General features: G+C 59.6%; 14 protein-coding genes and 1 CRISPR repeat array. Of the genes, 7 read left to right on the top strand and 7 right to left on the bottom strand.

Annotation, left to right across the window (positions count from 1 at the left end; all coding sequences use genetic code 11):
- Positions 1 to 43: 43 nt before the first annotated feature.
- The 5 genes from HMPREF2860_RS11220 to HMPREF2860_RS00570 form a co-directional block, all read right to left on the bottom strand.
- The gene (locus tag HMPREF2860_RS11220) at positions 44 to 511 is read right to left on the bottom strand and encodes a recombinase zinc ribbon domain-containing protein (protein ID WP_255712742.1); all 468 of its coding nucleotides are present in this window, start codon (positions 509 to 511) and stop codon (positions 44 to 46) included.
- A gap of 15 nt (positions 512 to 526) precedes the next feature.
- Positions 527 to 916: a recombinase family protein gene (locus HMPREF2860_RS11210; RefSeq protein WP_070429408.1), complete on the bottom strand. Its 390-nt coding sequence runs from the start codon at positions 914 to 916 to the stop codon at positions 527 to 529.
- Positions 917 to 987: 71 nt separating this feature from the next.
- Positions 988 to 1,635 carry a response regulator transcription factor gene (locus HMPREF2860_RS00580; protein ID WP_016421590.1) on the bottom strand — a complete coding sequence of 216 codons (648 nt, stop codon included), beginning with the start codon at positions 1,633 to 1,635 and terminating at the stop codon, positions 988 to 990.
- Positions 1,632 to 2,801 (bottom strand): sensor histidine kinase, encoded by a 1,170-nt coding sequence (locus HMPREF2860_RS00575; RefSeq protein WP_070628451.1) that lies wholly within the window; start codon positions 2,799 to 2,801, stop codon positions 1,632 to 1,634. Before HMPREF2860_RS00575 ends, HMPREF2860_RS00580 begins: the two co-directional genes overlap by 4 nt.
- A gap of 56 nt (positions 2,802 to 2,857) precedes the next feature.
- Positions 2,858 to 4,189 (bottom strand): MFS transporter, encoded by a 1,332-nt coding sequence (locus tag HMPREF2860_RS00570; RefSeq protein WP_016421592.1) that lies wholly within the window; start codon positions 4,187 to 4,189, stop codon positions 2,858 to 2,860.
- Positions 4,190 to 4,366: 177 nt separating this feature from the next.
- Here HMPREF2860_RS00570 and HMPREF2860_RS00565 point away from each other — a divergent pair, with 177 nt between their 5' ends.
- The 4 genes from HMPREF2860_RS00565 to HMPREF2860_RS00550 all read left to right on the top strand — a co-directional run bounded on the left by HMPREF2860_RS00565 (position 4,367) and on the right by HMPREF2860_RS00550 (position 9,252).
- Positions 4,367 to 4,546, top strand: coding sequence for a hypothetical protein (locus tag HMPREF2860_RS00565; RefSeq protein WP_016421593.1), 180 nt, complete (start codon positions 4,367 to 4,369; stop codon positions 4,544 to 4,546).
- A 151-nt stretch (positions 4,547 to 4,697) separates the two neighbouring features.
- Positions 4,698 to 5,177 carry a universal stress protein gene (locus tag HMPREF2860_RS00560; protein ID WP_070628450.1) on the top strand — a complete coding sequence of 160 codons (480 nt, stop codon included), beginning with the start codon at positions 4,698 to 4,700 and terminating at the stop codon, positions 5,175 to 5,177.
- 197 nt (positions 5,178 to 5,374) lie between these two features.
- Entirely contained in the window at positions 5,375 to 5,569 is a 195-nt protein-coding gene (locus HMPREF2860_RS00555) for a DUF2613 domain-containing protein (RefSeq protein WP_005510537.1), read from the top strand.
- 29 nt (positions 5,570 to 5,598) lie between these two features.
- Positions 5,599 to 9,252 (top strand): alpha-(1->3)-arabinofuranosyltransferase domain-containing protein, encoded by a 3,654-nt coding sequence (locus tag HMPREF2860_RS00550; protein WP_070628449.1) that lies wholly within the window; start codon positions 5,599 to 5,601, stop codon positions 9,250 to 9,252.
- A gap of 6 nt (positions 9,253 to 9,258) precedes the next feature.
- On the opposite strand, the gene HMPREF2860_RS00545 is transcribed toward HMPREF2860_RS00550, so the two are convergent.
- Positions 9,259 to 10,539, bottom strand: coding sequence for an acyltransferase family protein (locus HMPREF2860_RS00545; RefSeq protein ID WP_070628448.1), 1,281 nt, complete (start codon positions 10,537 to 10,539; stop codon positions 9,259 to 9,261).
- Positions 10,540 to 10,735: 196 nt separating this feature from the next.
- Between HMPREF2860_RS00545 and HMPREF2860_RS00540 the strand changes: the two genes are divergently transcribed.
- Positions 10,736 to 11,896: a cell envelope lipid trafficking protein PgfA gene (locus tag HMPREF2860_RS00540; RefSeq protein ID WP_070628447.1), complete on the top strand. Its 1,161-nt coding sequence runs from the start codon at positions 10,736 to 10,738 to the stop codon at positions 11,894 to 11,896.
- A 92-nt stretch (positions 11,897 to 11,988) separates the two neighbouring features.
- Positions 11,989 to 13,815 carry an MmpA family trehalose lipid delivery protein gene (locus HMPREF2860_RS00535; RefSeq protein ID WP_070628446.1) on the top strand — a complete coding sequence of 609 codons (1,827 nt, stop codon included), beginning with the start codon at positions 11,989 to 11,991 and terminating at the stop codon, positions 13,813 to 13,815.
- Here the strand turns inward: HMPREF2860_RS00535 and HMPREF2860_RS00530 are convergent.
- Positions 13,771 to 14,973 carry a glycosyltransferase family 4 protein gene (locus HMPREF2860_RS00530; protein WP_070628445.1) on the bottom strand — a complete coding sequence of 401 codons (1,203 nt, stop codon included), beginning with the start codon at positions 14,971 to 14,973 and terminating at the stop codon, positions 13,771 to 13,773. The genes HMPREF2860_RS00535 and HMPREF2860_RS00530 overlap by 45 nt on opposite strands.
- 93 nt (positions 14,974 to 15,066) lie before the next feature.
- Here HMPREF2860_RS00530 and HMPREF2860_RS00525 point away from each other — a divergent pair, with 93 nt between their 5' ends.
- Entirely contained in the window at positions 15,067 to 15,930 is an 864-nt protein-coding gene (locus HMPREF2860_RS00525; protein ID WP_239393066.1) for a class I SAM-dependent methyltransferase, read from the top strand.
- Between the two features lie 53 nt (positions 15,931 to 15,983).
- Positions 15,984 to 16,255: a CRISPR direct-repeat array (repeat unit 28 nt; unit sequence GGAAATACCTCCGCGTGTGCGGAGAAGA).

Raw genomic sequence — 16,255 nt, 5'->3', positions numbered from 1 at the left:
TTCTGGGAGGTGTGTCTACTGTGCACGTCAACTGATACGAACATCACCCTTTCAGGGCAATCCTCACCTGTTCACCGGTGCGGAACACGAACCGGATCGCGTCCTCGGTGACAATGGCGTGGTCGATAAGTGCGGTCCATTGTGCGGGGTGAAACTCGCTCACAGGTTCCCCTGTCAGATCATTCAGGGTTGTGGTGATGGCGGCGTGCTTGGCGGTGTTCGCTGCGATATCTTTTTCCAGGCTTGTTCTACGTGCGAGCGTCTTACGGTAGGTAGTATCGAGTTCGGCGTACGCGGATTGGCAGGCGTCCTGGTCGAGCGCACACCGCTGGTTTTCCGCAATCAGCGCTTCGATCTGCTCGTCTTTCACCGTCGCGCTGCTGCAGGGATGTTCGTCTGTGTATTTATGGTTGCATTGCCAAACTGCGTCTTTGCATTTCGTGTTCGACGCCCACGTTTTACGCCCATACCACGCCCCACACCGAGCACATTCCAGCCGGGTGGAGAACAACCCGACTTTCGCTGACTATATGTTGCCATGCCTGGTGGCGAGTTCGTATTGCATCTGATCCCAGATACGCGGTTCGGTAATCGGCTCATGATTACCTGATACATAGTATTGGGGTACTTCGCCTTCGTTGACCTTCATCTTCTTAGTAAGGAAATCGGTGGTGAACGTCTTTTGCAGCAGGGCGTCGTCCTTGTATTTTTCGTTGGACAGGATGGAGCACACTGTCGAGGTTGACCACACTTCTTTCCCGCGCGGGGTGAGAATCTTGCGGGCAGCGAGCTCGGTTTTAATCTCACTGATCGCTATCCCATCAAGGAACAGCTGGTAGATCAACCGCACGGTCGGAGCCTGCGTCTCGTCGATGACGAGGCTTCCACCCTCGCCTTTCTTATATCCGAGTAGCACCAATTACCCATAATCCCCACGCCGACTCCCGTTTCGGAGGAGTTGGCGTGGGGCTTTTACGTGGTCGCGGTTTACGAGGATGGCGACGGCGCGGTGTACCTCAGCCACCGCAACACGGCTTTGACACGACGGTTTGTATCTTCCGGTTGGAAACCCAGCTTCAAGAACACATTTGCCACATGTTTACTCACAGCGCCTGCGGTTAGTACCAGGCGTTTTTCTATTTCCTTATTACTGAGCCCCTGCGCCATCAGATTGAGCACTTCGCGCTCACGCGGAGTCAGCGTGGCGATACCGTACTGCTTTGCAGTAAGCAGCGTCGCGACCACTTCAGGATCAACCACGGTACCGCCACTTCGTACCTCTTCCAGTGCTGAGACAAAGTGCTCGACATCCGAGACACGTTCTTTCAGCAAGTACCCAAAGCCACCATGCTGCAGCAGGCGATCCAGGTAACTGGCCGCCACGTATTGGCTGAGCACGACAACTGGCTGGTTGGGGTTGCTCTGACGCAATGTGGATACCGCGACCAGGCCGTCGTCACGCATGCTCGGCGGCATCCGAACGTCAGTAACGATGACATCGAACACCTGCCCTTCAGCAGCGGCGAGCAGCTGATCTGCATCGCCGACGGCGACGACCTCGTGCCCCAACGCCCGCAGCAGGCCGGTCAGCCCCTCGCGCAGGAGCACGGAATCCTCGGCCAGCAGTACTTTCATCGTGTCCTTCCTTGACGAACGGGCAGTTCCAACCGCAATTCAGCACCGCCGTCGGCGTTGGCGAGCGACACGGTTCCGCCAAGCGCTGCCGCCCGTTCGCGCAGGCCCGCAATGCCGGTGCCCCGACCATGCTTTACGACGTCTACAGCGCCCGCACTCGTTGGTTCTTCGAGCCCTACGCCATCGTCGCGCACAGTGACCATAAGCGTACCGAGATGCGACACGAGCGCCTTCTTCGGAGTCTGAACCGCGAGAGTGATGTCAGCCCGATGGGCATGGCCATGTTTAGTGGCATTGGTCAGTCCTTCCGCTACACAGTGGTACGCGAGCAACGCTGTGGTCTCATCGAGCGGACCGAAGTCTGAGACACCGTCCTCACGGACAGAAACCTCCATGCCAGAGTGCGCTGCCAGCTCCCTCACGGCAGCGACCAGTCCATTTTCAAACAGTACCGGCGGGGCAATGCCAAGCACCACGGAGCGCAGCTGTGCAAGCGCCTGCGTTGCATTGTTATCGGCGGCGGTGAGCGCCTCGGCTACCTCTTCTTCAGTCTTACCCATGCGAGCAGCGGCAATGTTGAGTTTCAAGGCGGTCAGGTGTTGCTGAGGGCCGTCGTGAAGCTCGCGTTCGATGCGGCGGCGCTCACCGGAGAAGGAGTCAATGAGCACATCACGAGACTGAGTGACTTCCTCACTGGAGGGTGCGAGGATGGCGTGGGAGAGCCAGATGGACAGTAAGCCGGCACCGAGGTTGATGGCAATGGTCAGCACCAAAAAGAGGATTGCGAAAACCCAGCCAACAGTGATCTTCTGCGCGGGATCCGTCAGAGTCCAGCTGAAAAACTCCAGTTCGTCAACCAGGAAAGGTGCAGCGAAGAGCACTCCGACAGTAAAACCACCGCCGACCCAGGCTGTGAAGGTGACGAACCCAATGACCAACTGGACGAGCAGGTTGACGAAGTTGCGGATGTCGAACCAGCGATTGGTCACGCGCTTGGGGATTGGGGTGCCCGACCACGATGCTGCCCAGCGGGAAAGCCAGTCGGCACCGCGGCTGGTGAGCGGAATCCACGGCAGAAGAACGACGGAGACGATCAATCCCGGAATGAACAGCAGGCCGAGGATAAAACTCCAGGCCAGCGCGATTAAATTCTTTTTCTTTGTCATAGTTTCAAAGCTAAATTGGCTCGCGCCTAAAAACAGTGGAGCTAACTCCCCTATATTCAGTCGAGCTGAATGCGCCCCGACTTCTTTTCTCCGATACCACGGTCGGCCAATTCGTCATCGATGAACGTTGGCCGACCGATAATCAGTCCAAGCACTGCAAGCACGACGGTGGTGCCAAGCAGCACAATCAGAATGGGGGTCCATGTTTCCGCGGTTCCGGCGGCCACGCCCACCAGGAATGGCCCGACTGCGGAGAAAATGTAGCCGATTGGCTGCACGAAGCCGGACAACCGCGCGGTCAGCTCATGGCTTCGAGTGCGAGCTGGAATCAGCGCGATAGCCATGGGGAAACAAAAACCCCCCACACCCAGCAGGAACGCAGCGCCGATAGCGTATCCCGCACCAGTTGCTGCCGCTCCTCGCTGGTCGATAAGAATCATCAACAGATAGCCGAGGAAGAAAAGACAGCCGAGACTAAAAGCGACGTAGGACATGGTACGAAGCCGTGCAATCAGCGGCGGCATCAGCAGACCACCGATGATGCCCAACCCTTGGACGAGCATGGATGCTGCGGTGGCTACGCTGACGCTGATGCCAGCGTCGATAAGCATTTTCGGCATCCAGCCCATGAGAACGTAGGCGTTCATAGACTGCACGCCGAAGAAGACCGCCAGTGCAATGGCTGTCGGCGACTTCCAGATTGGTGTATTTGCCGAAGAGCTGACCGGCGCCTTCGGGTAGTCGAATCCAATGCGCGCACGCAGCGGACCCCACACGACGAGCTGCACCAGGGCGGTAATCGCCCATGCGGCAATCGCCCAGCGCCACATGTCGATACTGCCTGCGGACGCTTCGGGTGAATCGCTAATCAAAAACGCCGTCGCCGGCCCCAGGCCGCCACCGAGGGCGAGCATGCTGGAATACAGCATCATCAGCACGACCGTATGACGGCCGCCGTGCACCTTAATCCACGCAGGTAGCAGCACATTTCCCAGCGCGATACCAGCAACTGACAGCGCAGTGAACAGTAGGAATAGCCAGATACTGCTCACCCACGGTCGCACCGCAAGGCCGACGAATAGCAACGCCGCTGACAGTGTGAGCGCGCCGCTTAGCCCCATGCGCTTGCCGACGGACACCGCAGACAACCCAATCGCGAAAAACGCGAGCCCCGGAATGGCCGTAATCAGACCACCAAAGGCGGAGGATGCACCGAGGGTGGAAAGGAGCTGATCGAGCACCGGGCCGATCGACGCGATACTCGGGCGCAAGTTCAGCGCCGCAACGATTACTGCTATGACGAGGATGGGAACGCCGAGTGTAATGGCATTCTTCGAGGTACCAGTAGCTTTTGGTTGTGGTTGCCCCGGTTTTTCTTCTATTGCCATAACAGTGGACGTTACCGCTTCCTGTTAATGCCTCTCTAGCCGGCTACGACTCCCCCGGTCGATTTATCGTTTCCACTTGAATAGGGGATAATTTTCGGTAGTGAAACGGCATTGCCCTCACGCCCCTACCCCTGGCCAGCAGGCAGGTTGGCCGCCCCTCAAGGAGATTGATGAAGTATGTGTCGACCCGTTGAATGCAATGTTTGCCACAAGACGACCTGGGCTGGCTGCGGGCAGCACATCGACCAGGTAAAGGCAACTGTTCCGGCAGATCAGTGGTGCGGCGGAAAGCACACCGATGAAGAAATTAAGGCGGCTGGTGCAAACCGCGGTTTCCTCGGACGCCTGTTCGGCTAGTTCAGTGCTTCTGCCACCAATGGCCGGGAGTAGCCTGAAAAATTGACGTACTCGATGTCGCTGTTGCCCTATCCTGGACTACAGCGACATCTCTTTTTCTGTATCTATTGACAGTCTTCCAGCTATCTCTGACGTAAGGATCGAACTGAAAATGGTTGAACCGATTTCTGATTCCATGCTCATTGCCTACGACGGCTCCGACGAAGCCAAGCGGGCACTGGCCTACGCCGGAAAGTTGCTGCGCGTCAAAACTGCCTACATTCTGACTGTTTGGGAGCCCCTGCAGCGCGCTGCAGCTCGTACCGCTGGCGCCTCAGGCATGATGCAACCTGATTGGGATGCCACTACTGAAGACGGCGATCCGGCTCACGACGAGGCTGTACGCATTTGCCGTGAGGGCGTGCAAATTGCCGCTGAGGCCGGCTTCGTCGCGGAGCCATACCTGGTAGAGACCGAAACTACTATCTGGTCGGCTATCGTCGACGCAGCTCACGACCTCAATGCGGGTGTGATTATCTCCGGTACTCGTGGCGTCACTGGTCTGCGCGGACTATTTACTGCCTCCACCTCCGACGCATTGCTCAAGAATGCTGGTCGCCCAGTCCTCGTAGTTCCAGGGGAAAAGGAATAAATTTCTAGAAAATTTTCAAAAACTTACTTAGCTGATAGAAAATGGTATAACCTCTCAACTAAGAAAACTCAATGACCACTGAAGCCACTCAAAATTCAAGGCAGGGAAAGATTCCCAGCTGTTCCACTGGTTTACAGAAGTCACAGAGTGTAGTTTTATAAACAGTATTGACTTAATGCACACGAGGAGTCCTCAACATGGCATACGAAACTGATTCCGAGCAGCGTCGTAGCGTTGGCCCCGCCCTGGCCTCGGCGCTTATTGGTGCCCTTCTCGGTGGTGCCGCAATTTTCGGCATCGGCCAGGCTCTGACCGAAGACCGAATTCCGGAAGCACAGGCTGTTTCCACCGATGACGCTCTGCTTGGCGGTGTCGAATACGGTCAGCGTTAACCCTTTAACGCTAGCCCTCCTTTAAAGCTATGCCCACCTTTGTTCGAGCGCGTAAGCGCGTGCTTGTACCCTGGTGGGCTTTGCTGTGCCTGCTGGCATTCATTCAGTCCCCCGGCAAAACTGTCGCTGACACCAAGCACGACCTGACGGAAAACCCCATCGGGTTTTTGTCCGCATCGCTTAACATGTGGTCAGACACCATGCCGCTGGGACAGCTCCAGAACCAGGCCTATGGTTACCTCTTTCCGCAGGGCGCATTCTTCGCCCTGTTCAGTTTGCTGCCCGACGTATTAGCGCCCAGTTGGATTATCCAGGCGCTGTGGTGGAGTCTCACTCTCTGCTTGGCTTTTACCGGCGCATATCGTGTGGCCGAAGCTATCGGCGTCGGCACGCATACCTCGCGCGTGCTGGCGGCATTGTTGTACGCATTGTCGCCGCGCGTAATTACGACGTTGGGCGCGATTTCGTCCGAGACCTGGCCTGTGGCGCTAGCGCCATGGATCCTCCTTCCATTACTGCGGGTTGCCGCCCGGCGCGAAGAGCTGCCCTGGCGTGCGACCACCCGCGCTGTGTTGCTTTCCGGTCTAGCTGTACTGTGCACTGGCGCAGTCAACGCCGTCAGTACGGCTGCGGCCTGCATCCCTGCCGGACTGATGCTGCTCTTCTTCGCTTTTACGGGATCCCGCCGTGGGCGCGCATGGGCGATGCTCGGCGGTTGGCTGGCTGCGTGCGCGGCGGTCAGCATGTGGTGGATCGTGCCGCTGCTACTGCTGGGCAAGTACTCACCACCGTTTACGGACTACATTGAGTCCTCCGGTGTGACCACTCGCTGGCTGAGCCTCGGCGAGACGCTGCGCGGCGCTACCTCGTGGACGCCGTTTGTCTCTTTTGAGCGCGTGGGCGGAAATGCGCTGGTCGCGGAGCCAATTCTGATCTACGCCACGATGGCTGTCGCAGCAATCGGACTGCTTGGCCTGGTCATGCGTTCACTGCCGCTGCGCCGGATGTGGCTGCTGATGATGCTCATCGGGCTTGTCATCATGGCGGCCTGGACGGAGCCATTCGGACTGGTGTGGGAATCGGCTCGAGAGATGCTCGATTCCACGCTCGCAGCGGTACGCAACCTGCACAAATTCGACACTATTGTGCGCCTGCCGCTCGTTATCGGTTTCGCTCATGCGACAGCGCAGCTGCCATGGCCGTGGCGGGAACCTGCGATTGACCGTGCGGAGAAGGCGAGTGCTGATGCTGACGCCGAAAACACCGATGCCAAGGTTCCAGCCGTAGCTCAAGCGACCACCGGCTGGCAGCAGTGGCTGCACCCGGAGAAGCACCCGCGCGCTATCGCATCGATGCTGGTTCTGGTGGTTCTCGCTAGCGCCACCGCACCTGCGTGGAGTGCTCGCTTAGCTCCGGCAGGAGGTTTTTCCGAGGTTCCGGGCTACTGGCACGAGGCCGCCGATTGGCTGAACAAGCAGGGCGAGGACACCCGCACGCTGGTCGTACCGTCATCACCGTTTGCCGATCAGACGTGGGGCAATACTCGTGACGAACCACTCCAGCCGCTTGCCGACGTCCCCTGGGCCGTCCGCGATACCGTGCCATTGGCGCCTCCAGAGGCGATTCGCGGCCTCGATGGTCTGCGCAATTCGCTGACTCGTGGGCGTGAAGTACCGGCGCTGGACGCCACACTGCGCAACAATGGCATCGGCTATGTACTGGTCCGCCACGACCTGCGAGTGGCATCAAGAGGCGATTCACTGCGCGCCATTACCTCCACGCTGCAGGACTCCCCGACCATGGAAAAGGTGGCAGAGTTTGCGGACGAGGACGGCCATACTGCTATCCAGATCTGGGGTGCAGGACCGAAGGAACTGCGCAATCACGCTCTGTCACCGCGCTTGGTGGACACCGCGCAGGTGCCGCTGGTCGCCGGTGGTCCCGAGGTGCTCCCGCGGCTTGATGAGGTCGATTCCGATGCCCCAGTGCGCATTCTGTCTGGCAAGGATGCCGGAACGGTCACCGACACTCCTGCACGCCGCGGCCGTAACTACGGTGAAGTCGTTGGCGCGGAGTCGGCAATCCTGGCCGAAGACGAGGATTCATATGTCCGCAACCTCGTTCCGGACTACCCCGTCGCTGGGCTTCCGCTGACGCAGACGGCAACGGGCCGGGCCACAATTGAGGTTTCGTCGTCGGCCTCGGAGCCATACAACGTCGGTGGTGCATCCGCCGACCACTCCGTCAACGCAATGCTCGACGGCGACACTTCCACCTGGTGGGAACCCTTGGCGGGCAAGAGCCAGGCTGAGTGGGTCAAGCTTTCCTGGAAGAAGCCAACCGACAACGCGGTGCTCGTCCTGACCGGTGCTCGCGTTCCAGTGCAACTGCGCATCCAGACTGATACGGCTTCCAGCTCCGTACAGTTGGTCCCGGGTGAGACGACTCGTATTCCACTGCCTGGCGGCAAGACCACATCTGTACTTATCACTGCAAAGATTGCCCCTGTAGGCTTTTCTATTTCCGAGCTGAAGCTGGTGATTCCAAAGCGGGACACTGATTTCGATGCGTACGAAACTACTACCCCAGATTCCGATGCGGAGACCCAGCTTTCCGACAAGGACATAGCGGAGGACCTCACTCCGGTTCGTGTCCCGGTGGTGCCGAATTCCTCATCGCTGGCACAGCGTTGGGTCTTTGGTCAAGAGATTCATGAGGGCACGCTGGTGCGCCTGTTCACTGTTCCGAAGCCGGTAAAGGTGAAGGTCGATGCGGACACCTGCCGCAGCAACATCGGAGATCCGTGGGCCAGCCTCCAGCGCGGTGACGGTTCTGATCACCGTGAGCTGACCTGTGGCGAAGAGATTGAGCTCTCGCCGGGCCCATGGCGCATCGATGCCAAGTCCGATTGGGTATCACTTACCTCGACCGACTACTTCGCGCCGTCAGCCGAGCAGCAGCAGGTCACGCCAATCGATCTGAGTGGCACCATCGGTGCTAGCGACCGCGACCGCATTGTGTGGTTGCCCATCTCCGTCAATGCGGGCCACGAGCTGCGAGTCGGAGGTGCCGCCATGAATCCGGTAACAGTCTCTGGATGGCAGCAGGGTTGGACGATTCCGGCTGGCGTTGGTGGCGCAGTCGAGCTGACCTACCCACCGCAGCAGACCTGGCGGACTGGAATCCTCGCAGGCGGCGCACTCGCAGCCGTGTATGCGCTGGTCACTGTGGGGCTGGCATACGCTTGGCGACGATTCGCTCACCCCTCCCCGATTCCCAGGGCTTCGCTGGGCAATGACCTGCCGCGGGCGGCTATTGGCATTGCCGCTGCCGCGACAGTGACATTGGTATCCAGCTGGCCTGGCGTGGTCGTTGCCCTCGTGGTGGTTACCGCTACCCTTGGTGGGGCTTTCTGGGCACGGAAGCGTGGGGACGTCGTCAAGCCGTGGCTGAACGTGCGAAACGCACTGATTGTGGCGCTTGCTGCGACGATGACGATTGCGGGCATGGTGCTGGCGACGAACCCGTGGCCAAAGGATGACTACGCCGGCGCTGGCTGGCCGCTGCAGTTACTGCTGACGGCGGCGCTGACGATTGTGGCATGCTGCTCGATGTTTTCGGGCAACGGTGCTGATGACAACGCCGACAATGACGCCGACGACACCGGCAATGATGCTGGTTAAAAACTGTTAGCGGTTGACCCAGACTCGTGCGAAGAAGCGACGTGCGGGTTCCTCGACAAGCGCGTAGGAGGCGGCAGCCACCGGAATCGACAGTGCGACCGTGACAATGGTGACGCTGAGAAGATGGCCAGTAAATAGCTTCACACCAAGCAGCGGGAATGCGATGGAGAGCATCGCCACGTGCCAGAGGAAGATACCGTAGGACCAGCGCCCCAGCGCCTGCATGATGGGGTGTTCGAGGAAGCGCGATTCCGGCGCCATCGTCCAGGGGCCGATGATGGCGGCACCGAAGACCAGACCGCACAGCAGGCGGCGGGTGAATTCCCAGTTGGTCAGTTCGACTAGCCCTTCGGGCCCCAGGTAAGAAGCCAGGACCAGCGCACCAACGGCGATCGCCAGCCACAGTGGGCGGCGGCGAGCCCAGCGCTGCATGGTTTCCACCTTCGCGCGTGCGGCATCGGTATCGACGCCTTGGAGCGATTCCAGTTCGGCGAGAATCATGCCAGCGGCGAACCAGGAAAAGTACGCAATTGGCTGGATATGCGGGTTTACGCCTTCCGGGTACGGCAGCGGCAGGTAGGGCCAGCCGAAGCTCAAAATCGCAAGCAGAGTAAGTGCCACTATGCGACGCCCCTGCTGGCGATGCGGGTCCAACCGGCTCAGTGCGATGGCAAACAGCGGCAGCGTGATGTAGAACGCGACCTCCACCGACAGCGACCACAGGTGCGTCAGCCCACCGTGCAGCGAGCCGGAGAAATAAACCTGCGTCAGCGTCAGGTTTGTCATCCAAATTTTGAGATCCGCCCCACGGCCCACCGGCAGTACGATAAGCACAATAAGTACCAGCACCCAGTAGGCAGGCATAATGCGCGCGACGCGCTTCTTGTAGTACTTCGCCCAGCTCTTTTTCCGCCCACCGTCAGCATCAGCCAGCGCTTTCCGACGGGGGATTCCGCCGTAACCCGAGCGGTGAGAACGCCACAGCAAGAATCCGGACAGCACGAAGAAGACGGCCACAAAGAAGTCGAAGCGGCCGAGGACACGCTCCCACAGCGCCCCCACATCATGCCCGGTCTGGAATGCGACGTGCGTGCCGATGATACCCATCGAAGCCACAGCACGAAGGCCCTCCAGCGAGGGCAGGAAGCCCGGACGGAAGGTGGTGGCCGAGCTTGACGACGAGCCTGACCCGGTGTGCGAGCTGGTGCTCGGCGCGGAGTTCGGCGCTACATTTGTCGCGGAGGCTAGCTCGACGTTCGGCGCTGCCTCAGATGCCTTGGACGTCATAGTACTTTCTTACACGGATACCGGAATGAGTAAAATCACTTGTATTTTATTATGAAATAAGTCCTGTTCAGGCCGGTTTTTCCAAAATTCTTTTGTTTTCCTGACAAGTTATTTTTAAAAAACACACCACAACGCTCCTAACTTCCTGCTAGGTTTTGCAGCAGAAAGTTACGTACAGTTAAAGGACTATCCGCTGATGAAGAGAACTCTCGGACATGCACTGATTATCATCGGTGCTGCATTGATTGTCATTGCCGTCCTTCTGCCAACCTTCCTGGTGCCGCGCCTCCGGGTCATCCCGCTTGACACTGTGAGCGATACCATCACGGAGGTGCGCGACGGCACTCTGTTGGACTCCGGCCAGCTGGGCAAGAATGAGCCAACACCAAACCGCAAGAATGACCCGCGCTGTGAGGCAGAAACGGACGAAGAGAAGCGCGACCTCCCGATCCACTGCTTCATCAACGACAAGACTCCTATGCAGTCGAAGCGCCACGTAGAGATTGAGGAGCCGGCTGACGACAAGATCGCAACCCTCCAGGTCGGTACCACTCTGCTGCGCGATGACCGCGAAGAGCCGAAGAACCTCATCAATGCGACCCTTGACCGCATCACTGTCGACCGCAGCACTGCGTACCCGGTAGATGACCCGATTTCCAGCGTTGCTATTAACGCACCGCAGGGCGGTTCGGACACCAAGCCACCGACGTTCACCCGTCCGGGCATCCAGTACCAGTTCCCGTTTGGCGCTGAGAAGAAGTCCTACCCGTACTACGACGTCCAGGCGATGCGTAACTTCGAGATCGACTTCGTCGGTGAGGAAACTCAGGACGGCGTCAAGGTCTACAAGTACTCCATGACGATTCCGCCGCAGAACCTCTACGAGTCCCTGACCGAGCACTTCACTCGTGACGGCCGCAAACTCACCGAGGCCGACAAGTCCTCGCTGGCTTCCATGCGCCTGAGCTTCCCGGCTCACAAGTGGGGCCTGGAGGGTGACGGCGACGTCGAGATGGATCGTTACTACACCAACGTCCGTACTGTTCGCGTCGAGCCGACTTCTGGCGTGATTGTAAACGGTACTGAAGAGATGTTCATGTTCTACGCCAAGGATCAGAAGGAAGCCGAAGAGATTGCTTCTAAGGCTGGCCGTGAGAAGGAGGCCAAGGAGCAAAACCGTACCGCAATGAAGTACACCGCTCAGTGGGACGAAGACTCCAAGGGTCGCCAGATGGACCGCGCGAAGGACGCACGTAAGTCGCTGACTATCGGTGGCACTGTCGCACCGTGGATTCTCGGCATCCTCGGCCTGGTCCTGATCGTGATTGGCTTCCGTATTCGCAGCAAGTCTGCCTAAGAGGCCAAGCTACGGCACCGCTAGGATTCCTCAGACACTCGCTTACACCGAGTTTCACTGAGGGAATCTAAAAATAATTTAATATAGGGCACGTGACGCAACGTTTCCGCACTACTTTGACCCAGTCGGCTCGCTCTCACTCGGAGCGAGTCGCCTGGGTTTTTGTGTTGTCGTGGATTCTTATGCTGACCACTGCCGTGTGCTGGCCGCTCTTTATCCCGCACAAGGCACCGGATGAGGGTCGCTTTGGGGCACCGATGTTTCTGCTGCGCGACATGGTCATCCCCAATCACCCACCGCTTACCGACGCAGCCCTGGGGCTCGGCCCCGCTGCGGCACGAGCAGTTCCGCAGGACACTGCCCTGTGGGCGCTGGGCTACTTTGTGGATGCCAGCCATTGGGTGCGCTTTGCCATGGTTGGCGCCTGCTTAATCGGCGGCCTTGCAGCTGCTGAGCTCGCCCGCAGGCTCACACTCGACAGCGCTGGCGCCGGCGCCAGTGCCACACCTGGTTCGGGGCTTGTTCGAATGACTCCGAGTTTGGTCAGCCAACTGATTGCACCGACGATGCTGCTCTGGAACCCGTTCGTGGTCGAGCGCTTACTGCAGGGGCAGTGGTCACTGGTCATCGCTGTATTGCTACTTCCAGCAGTTGTTCTGGCAACGCAGATGGGCAGTGCTTTGTGGCGCACCAGTGTCATTGCCGCAGCGGGTCTCACACCGACCGGTGCTCTTTTGGCTGGTATCACCGGCCTTGTCGCCGCCCGCAATAACCGCGATCGCGCCTGGATCGCGACCACAACAGTAGCGGTCAGCTCGCCGTGGTTGATCGCATCTTTGCTGAACCCCAGTGCGGCGGGGCCCTCCGATGCGGCTGGCGCTGCCGCATTTGCGGCCAGAGCAGAGGCTCACGTCGGCACGCTCGGCAGCCTGTTGGGGCTGGGTGGCATCTGGAATAAGCAGGCTGTGCCGCTAACTCGCGAGGCCGGTTTTTCAGCGATTATGGTGCTGGTGCTCTTGGTACTCATGGGTCTGGGGTTCCGTCGTGTCTGGGATTCGCGGGAGCGCTGGCGGGGTCTGATGATTGCCGGCGCCGTGAGCATTGTGCTCGTCGCTCTCGCCGCGACAACGCCGGGCATTCTGGTGATGGGCTGGGCGCTGGAGCATATCCCGAGTGCGGGTCTACTTCGCGATGCCCAGAAGTGGATCGCACTCGCCGTCCCCGCCTATGTCATTCTCGCCGCTAGTGGTGCGGAGTACCTGGCGCGCCGCGCGCGTGGCGCCACTGCCGATGTTGGTCAGTGGCTGGCTGCTGGGGTCAGCGCGCTCATCATCATCGCGGCTGTCCCCACGCTACCCGCCGATGTCGCTCCACTGCGCCCCATTCCGTCGTGGGAGGGGTGGTCTGCGGTTTCCGGTGTCGTCGCGCTTGACGACGATAGCGTTGCGGTTCTTCCTGCCGGTTCTTATCGCATCATTAATGGGCGTCCTGTGCTCGATCCGGCTACGAAGATTTTGCCCGCGCCGGTGGTGAGCTCTGGCGAGCTGATCGTCTCGGGGCAATCAGTATCCGGCGAGGGAGCCACAACCGTTGAACGAACGCTACTCGGCGGTGCGACGTCGCCGGCTGAGGTTGATTTAGCCCTCCAGAGCCTTCGAGACCAGGGCATTGGCTGGGTCCTTGTGGAGAATTCGCCCGGCAACTTCGGTGACTCCGCTGACATTGTGGCAGCTTTGGATCCGGTTTATACCACCTCTGACCTGCAGCTATATCATGTTCCCGGTGTTATCGAGCCGACCACGCGACCGAGCCAGGGTGCCTACGCGGCTGCGTGGTTGACCTTTGGAATCTGGGCGCTTTGCCTGCTCGCTGGGCTACTCGCAGCACTGCTGGAAGCGCTGTTGCCCCGCCGCAGGTAGCAGCTTGTCCAGAGTTGGGTTCTCCAAGACTTTCAGGACCGCCTCTCCAGTTTTATCCCAGCCAAATTCCGCAGCACGCGCGACACAGGCCTTGGACATTGCGCGATGCAGTTCACCGTCATCGAGAATCTGGCGCGTCTTGGCAATCAGGTCCGCTTCATCGCTGGCCAGCAGGCCAGTTTCACCGTCGTTGACCGAATCGCGCAAGCCCGCCGAGGAACGGTAACCGACCGTCGGCACGCCGTGCTGCGCCGATTCAATGACGGCGAGCCCCCAACCCTCCTTGCGGGACGGCATCAGGTGCAGGCACGCCCTGGAGAGGATGCGGTGTTTATCCGCCTCGGTGACCTGCCCGTGGAAGACGACGTGGTCAGATACACCCTTGTCACGGGCATATTCCACGAGATTGTCGTGCCACCAGCCCGAGCCAATGACATCGAGAATCGCACCTGGGCGATCCTGAACGAGATCCGCGAGCACGTCGATGGCGTGCTCGATCTGCTTATGCGGAACCAGTCGCGACAGCGTCACCAGATGGGGTGCTGGGCCGTCGCACTCGGACAGGTCAGCCATGATTTCGGTTGACTGCACCTCTTGCGGAATCGGGTCCACTCCATTGCGAATCACCGCAATTCGTCCCGGCGACACTCCGAGTTCTTCCAGCTCAGCGGCACTTGGCTCGGAAACAGTGATGTAGCGGCAGCGGCGGTGAATCATCGGCGACAACCGCGACTCGATGAACCACCCAAGCTTGCTGATAATCGGGCCCGCCACTGGCCACTGCTCGCGGTGGCAGTGATGTGTCAGCAACACCGTCGGCGCGCCGGAGAAGATCCGAGCGAAAAAGGGGACGCCATTTTGGGTATCAACCACGACATCGGGCTTGCCACCAAGCACCTTGGCAATTGGCCCGACGCCAAATCTAGCCCCCAGCATCGCGGTCCAAGAGCGCACGTAGACGGAAAAATCTCCACCGGCGCGGGAGAAAGTCACTCCGTCACGACGCGACAGTGCCGGTGCGCCTGGGTAGCTGGCCGTGCGGAACACCACGGTGTGGCCTTGGCTGGCAAGGTAACCCGCAACGCGTTCCAAATAGCGCTCACTGCCTCCACCTTCGGGGTGGCCAGTGTCACGCCAACACAACAGTAAGATTTTCATAACAATATGAGCTTAACGCTCGGTGGCGATTTCTTTGCCGCTTTAGCTCAAATCCATCTTCCACAGCCCATCTAGTCCATTAGATTGATTGACGTGACCAGCTTTCGCTTCCCCGATTTTATTGTTCCACCTGCTCTAAGGGAGCTGCGCAGCTTCGCCACGCTGTCGCGCTCATTCGGGCTGCTCAACGACTTCAAATACGAGCAAACCGATCCCGACATCTTCTACGGACACCTGGCCGAGGACACCATCGGTCTCCTAGAAGGCATCGCGGCTGGGGCAGATGGTGCGGCGGGGTCGACGGGCGCAGGGGGGCCGGCGGGCACGTCGTCAAGCGTTACGACGAACACCGCACTGCGTGGCAAGCGCATCCTTGATGTCGGCGGCGGCCCTGGGTACTTTGGCCGCGCGTTTGCCCAGCGTGGCGTGGAGTATTACACCTGTGAGCCCGATGTGGGCGAGATGGCGGCGGCGGGTATCAAGCTGGAGTCGTCGGTACGCGGATCGGGACTGGAGCTGCCTTTTCGCGATGATGCTTTTGACCTGACGTACTCGTCGAACGTTGCCGAGCACGTACCCGAGCCATGGACGATGGGTGAGGAAATGCTGCGCGTGACCAAGCCGGGCGGGCTGGTCGTGTACTCGTACACCATTTGGTACGGCCCGTTCGGTGGTCACGAGATGGGGATGACGCATTACCTGGGCGGCGACCGCGCGCGGCGCATGTATGAGAAGAAGCACGGCAAGCGGCCGAAGAACTACTTTGGCGAGTCGCTGTTCAAGGTCGGTTGCGGTGAAGGGTTGAAGTGGGCGCGCGCTGCGGCGGAGGCTGGTGACTGCGAACTGCTGGCCGCTTTCCCGCGCTACCACCCGTGGTGGGCCTGGTGGATGGTGCACGTGCCGGGGCTGCGCGAGTTCGCGGTGTCGAACCTGATGCTGGTGCTGCGGAAGCGATAGGGGGTTGAGGCTGGGGCCACAAGGTAGGTGGCGAGCTTGACGCTTGGTACCTGAGAACTACCTCCGCGTGCGCGGAGAAGAGTCCTGCTCGTGGTCGCGGAGGAAGGCTTGCCAGGAAATACCTGCGCGTGTGCGGAGAAGAGTGGCCGTTATCGCCGACTAGGTACGGTGCTCCGGAAATACCTCCGCGTGTGCGGAGAAGAGCGCAGTACTGGGCGGCGTTCAAGCAGCGTTATGGAAATACCTCCGCGTGTGCGGAGAAGAGCGGCTGAACCCTGCGGGAATCTGTGCGATAGCGGAAATACCTCCGCGTGTGCGGAGAAGA

The organism is Corynebacterium sp. HMSC064E10 (genome assembly GCF_001812505.1).
GTDB lineage: Bacteria > Actinomycetota > Actinomycetes > Mycobacteriales > Mycobacteriaceae > Corynebacterium > Corynebacterium amycolatum.
Note: the sequence above shows the minus strand (reverse complement) of the source record. Positions and strands in the feature narration are given on the sequence as shown.

Bases quoted from the DNA above. Each gene is read 5' to 3' on its own strand.
- HMPREF2860_RS00580 (WP_016421590.1), bottom strand. From the start codon at position 1,635: ATGAAAGTACTGCTGGCCGAGGATTCCGTGCTCCTGCGCGAGGGGCTG.
- HMPREF2860_RS00575 (WP_070628451.1), bottom strand. From the start codon at position 2,801: ATGACAAAGAAAAAGAATTTAATCGCGCTGGCCTGGAGTTTTATCCTC.
- HMPREF2860_RS00570 (WP_016421592.1), bottom strand. From the start codon at position 4,189: ATGGCAATAGAAGAAAAACCGGGGCAACCACAACCAAAAGCTACTGGT.
- HMPREF2860_RS00565 (WP_016421593.1), top strand. From the start codon at position 4,367: ATGTGTCGACCCGTTGAATGCAATGTTTGCCACAAGACGACCTGGGCT.
- HMPREF2860_RS00560 (WP_070628450.1), top strand. From the start codon at position 4,698: ATGGTTGAACCGATTTCTGATTCCATGCTCATTGCCTACGACGGCTCC.
- HMPREF2860_RS00555 (WP_005510537.1), top strand. From the start codon at position 5,375: ATGGCATACGAAACTGATTCCGAGCAGCGTCGTAGCGTTGGCCCCGCC.
- HMPREF2860_RS00550 (WP_070628449.1), top strand. From the start codon at position 5,599: ATGCCCACCTTTGTTCGAGCGCGTAAGCGCGTGCTTGTACCCTGGTGG.
- HMPREF2860_RS00545 (WP_070628448.1), bottom strand. From the start codon at position 10,539: ATGACGTCCAAGGCATCTGAGGCAGCGCCGAACGTCGAGCTAGCCTCC.
- HMPREF2860_RS00540 (WP_070628447.1), top strand. From the start codon at position 10,736: ATGAAGAGAACTCTCGGACATGCACTGATTATCATCGGTGCTGCATTG.
- HMPREF2860_RS00530 (WP_070628445.1), bottom strand. From the start codon at position 14,973: ATGAAAATCTTACTGTTGTGTTGGCGTGACACTGGCCACCCCGAAGGT.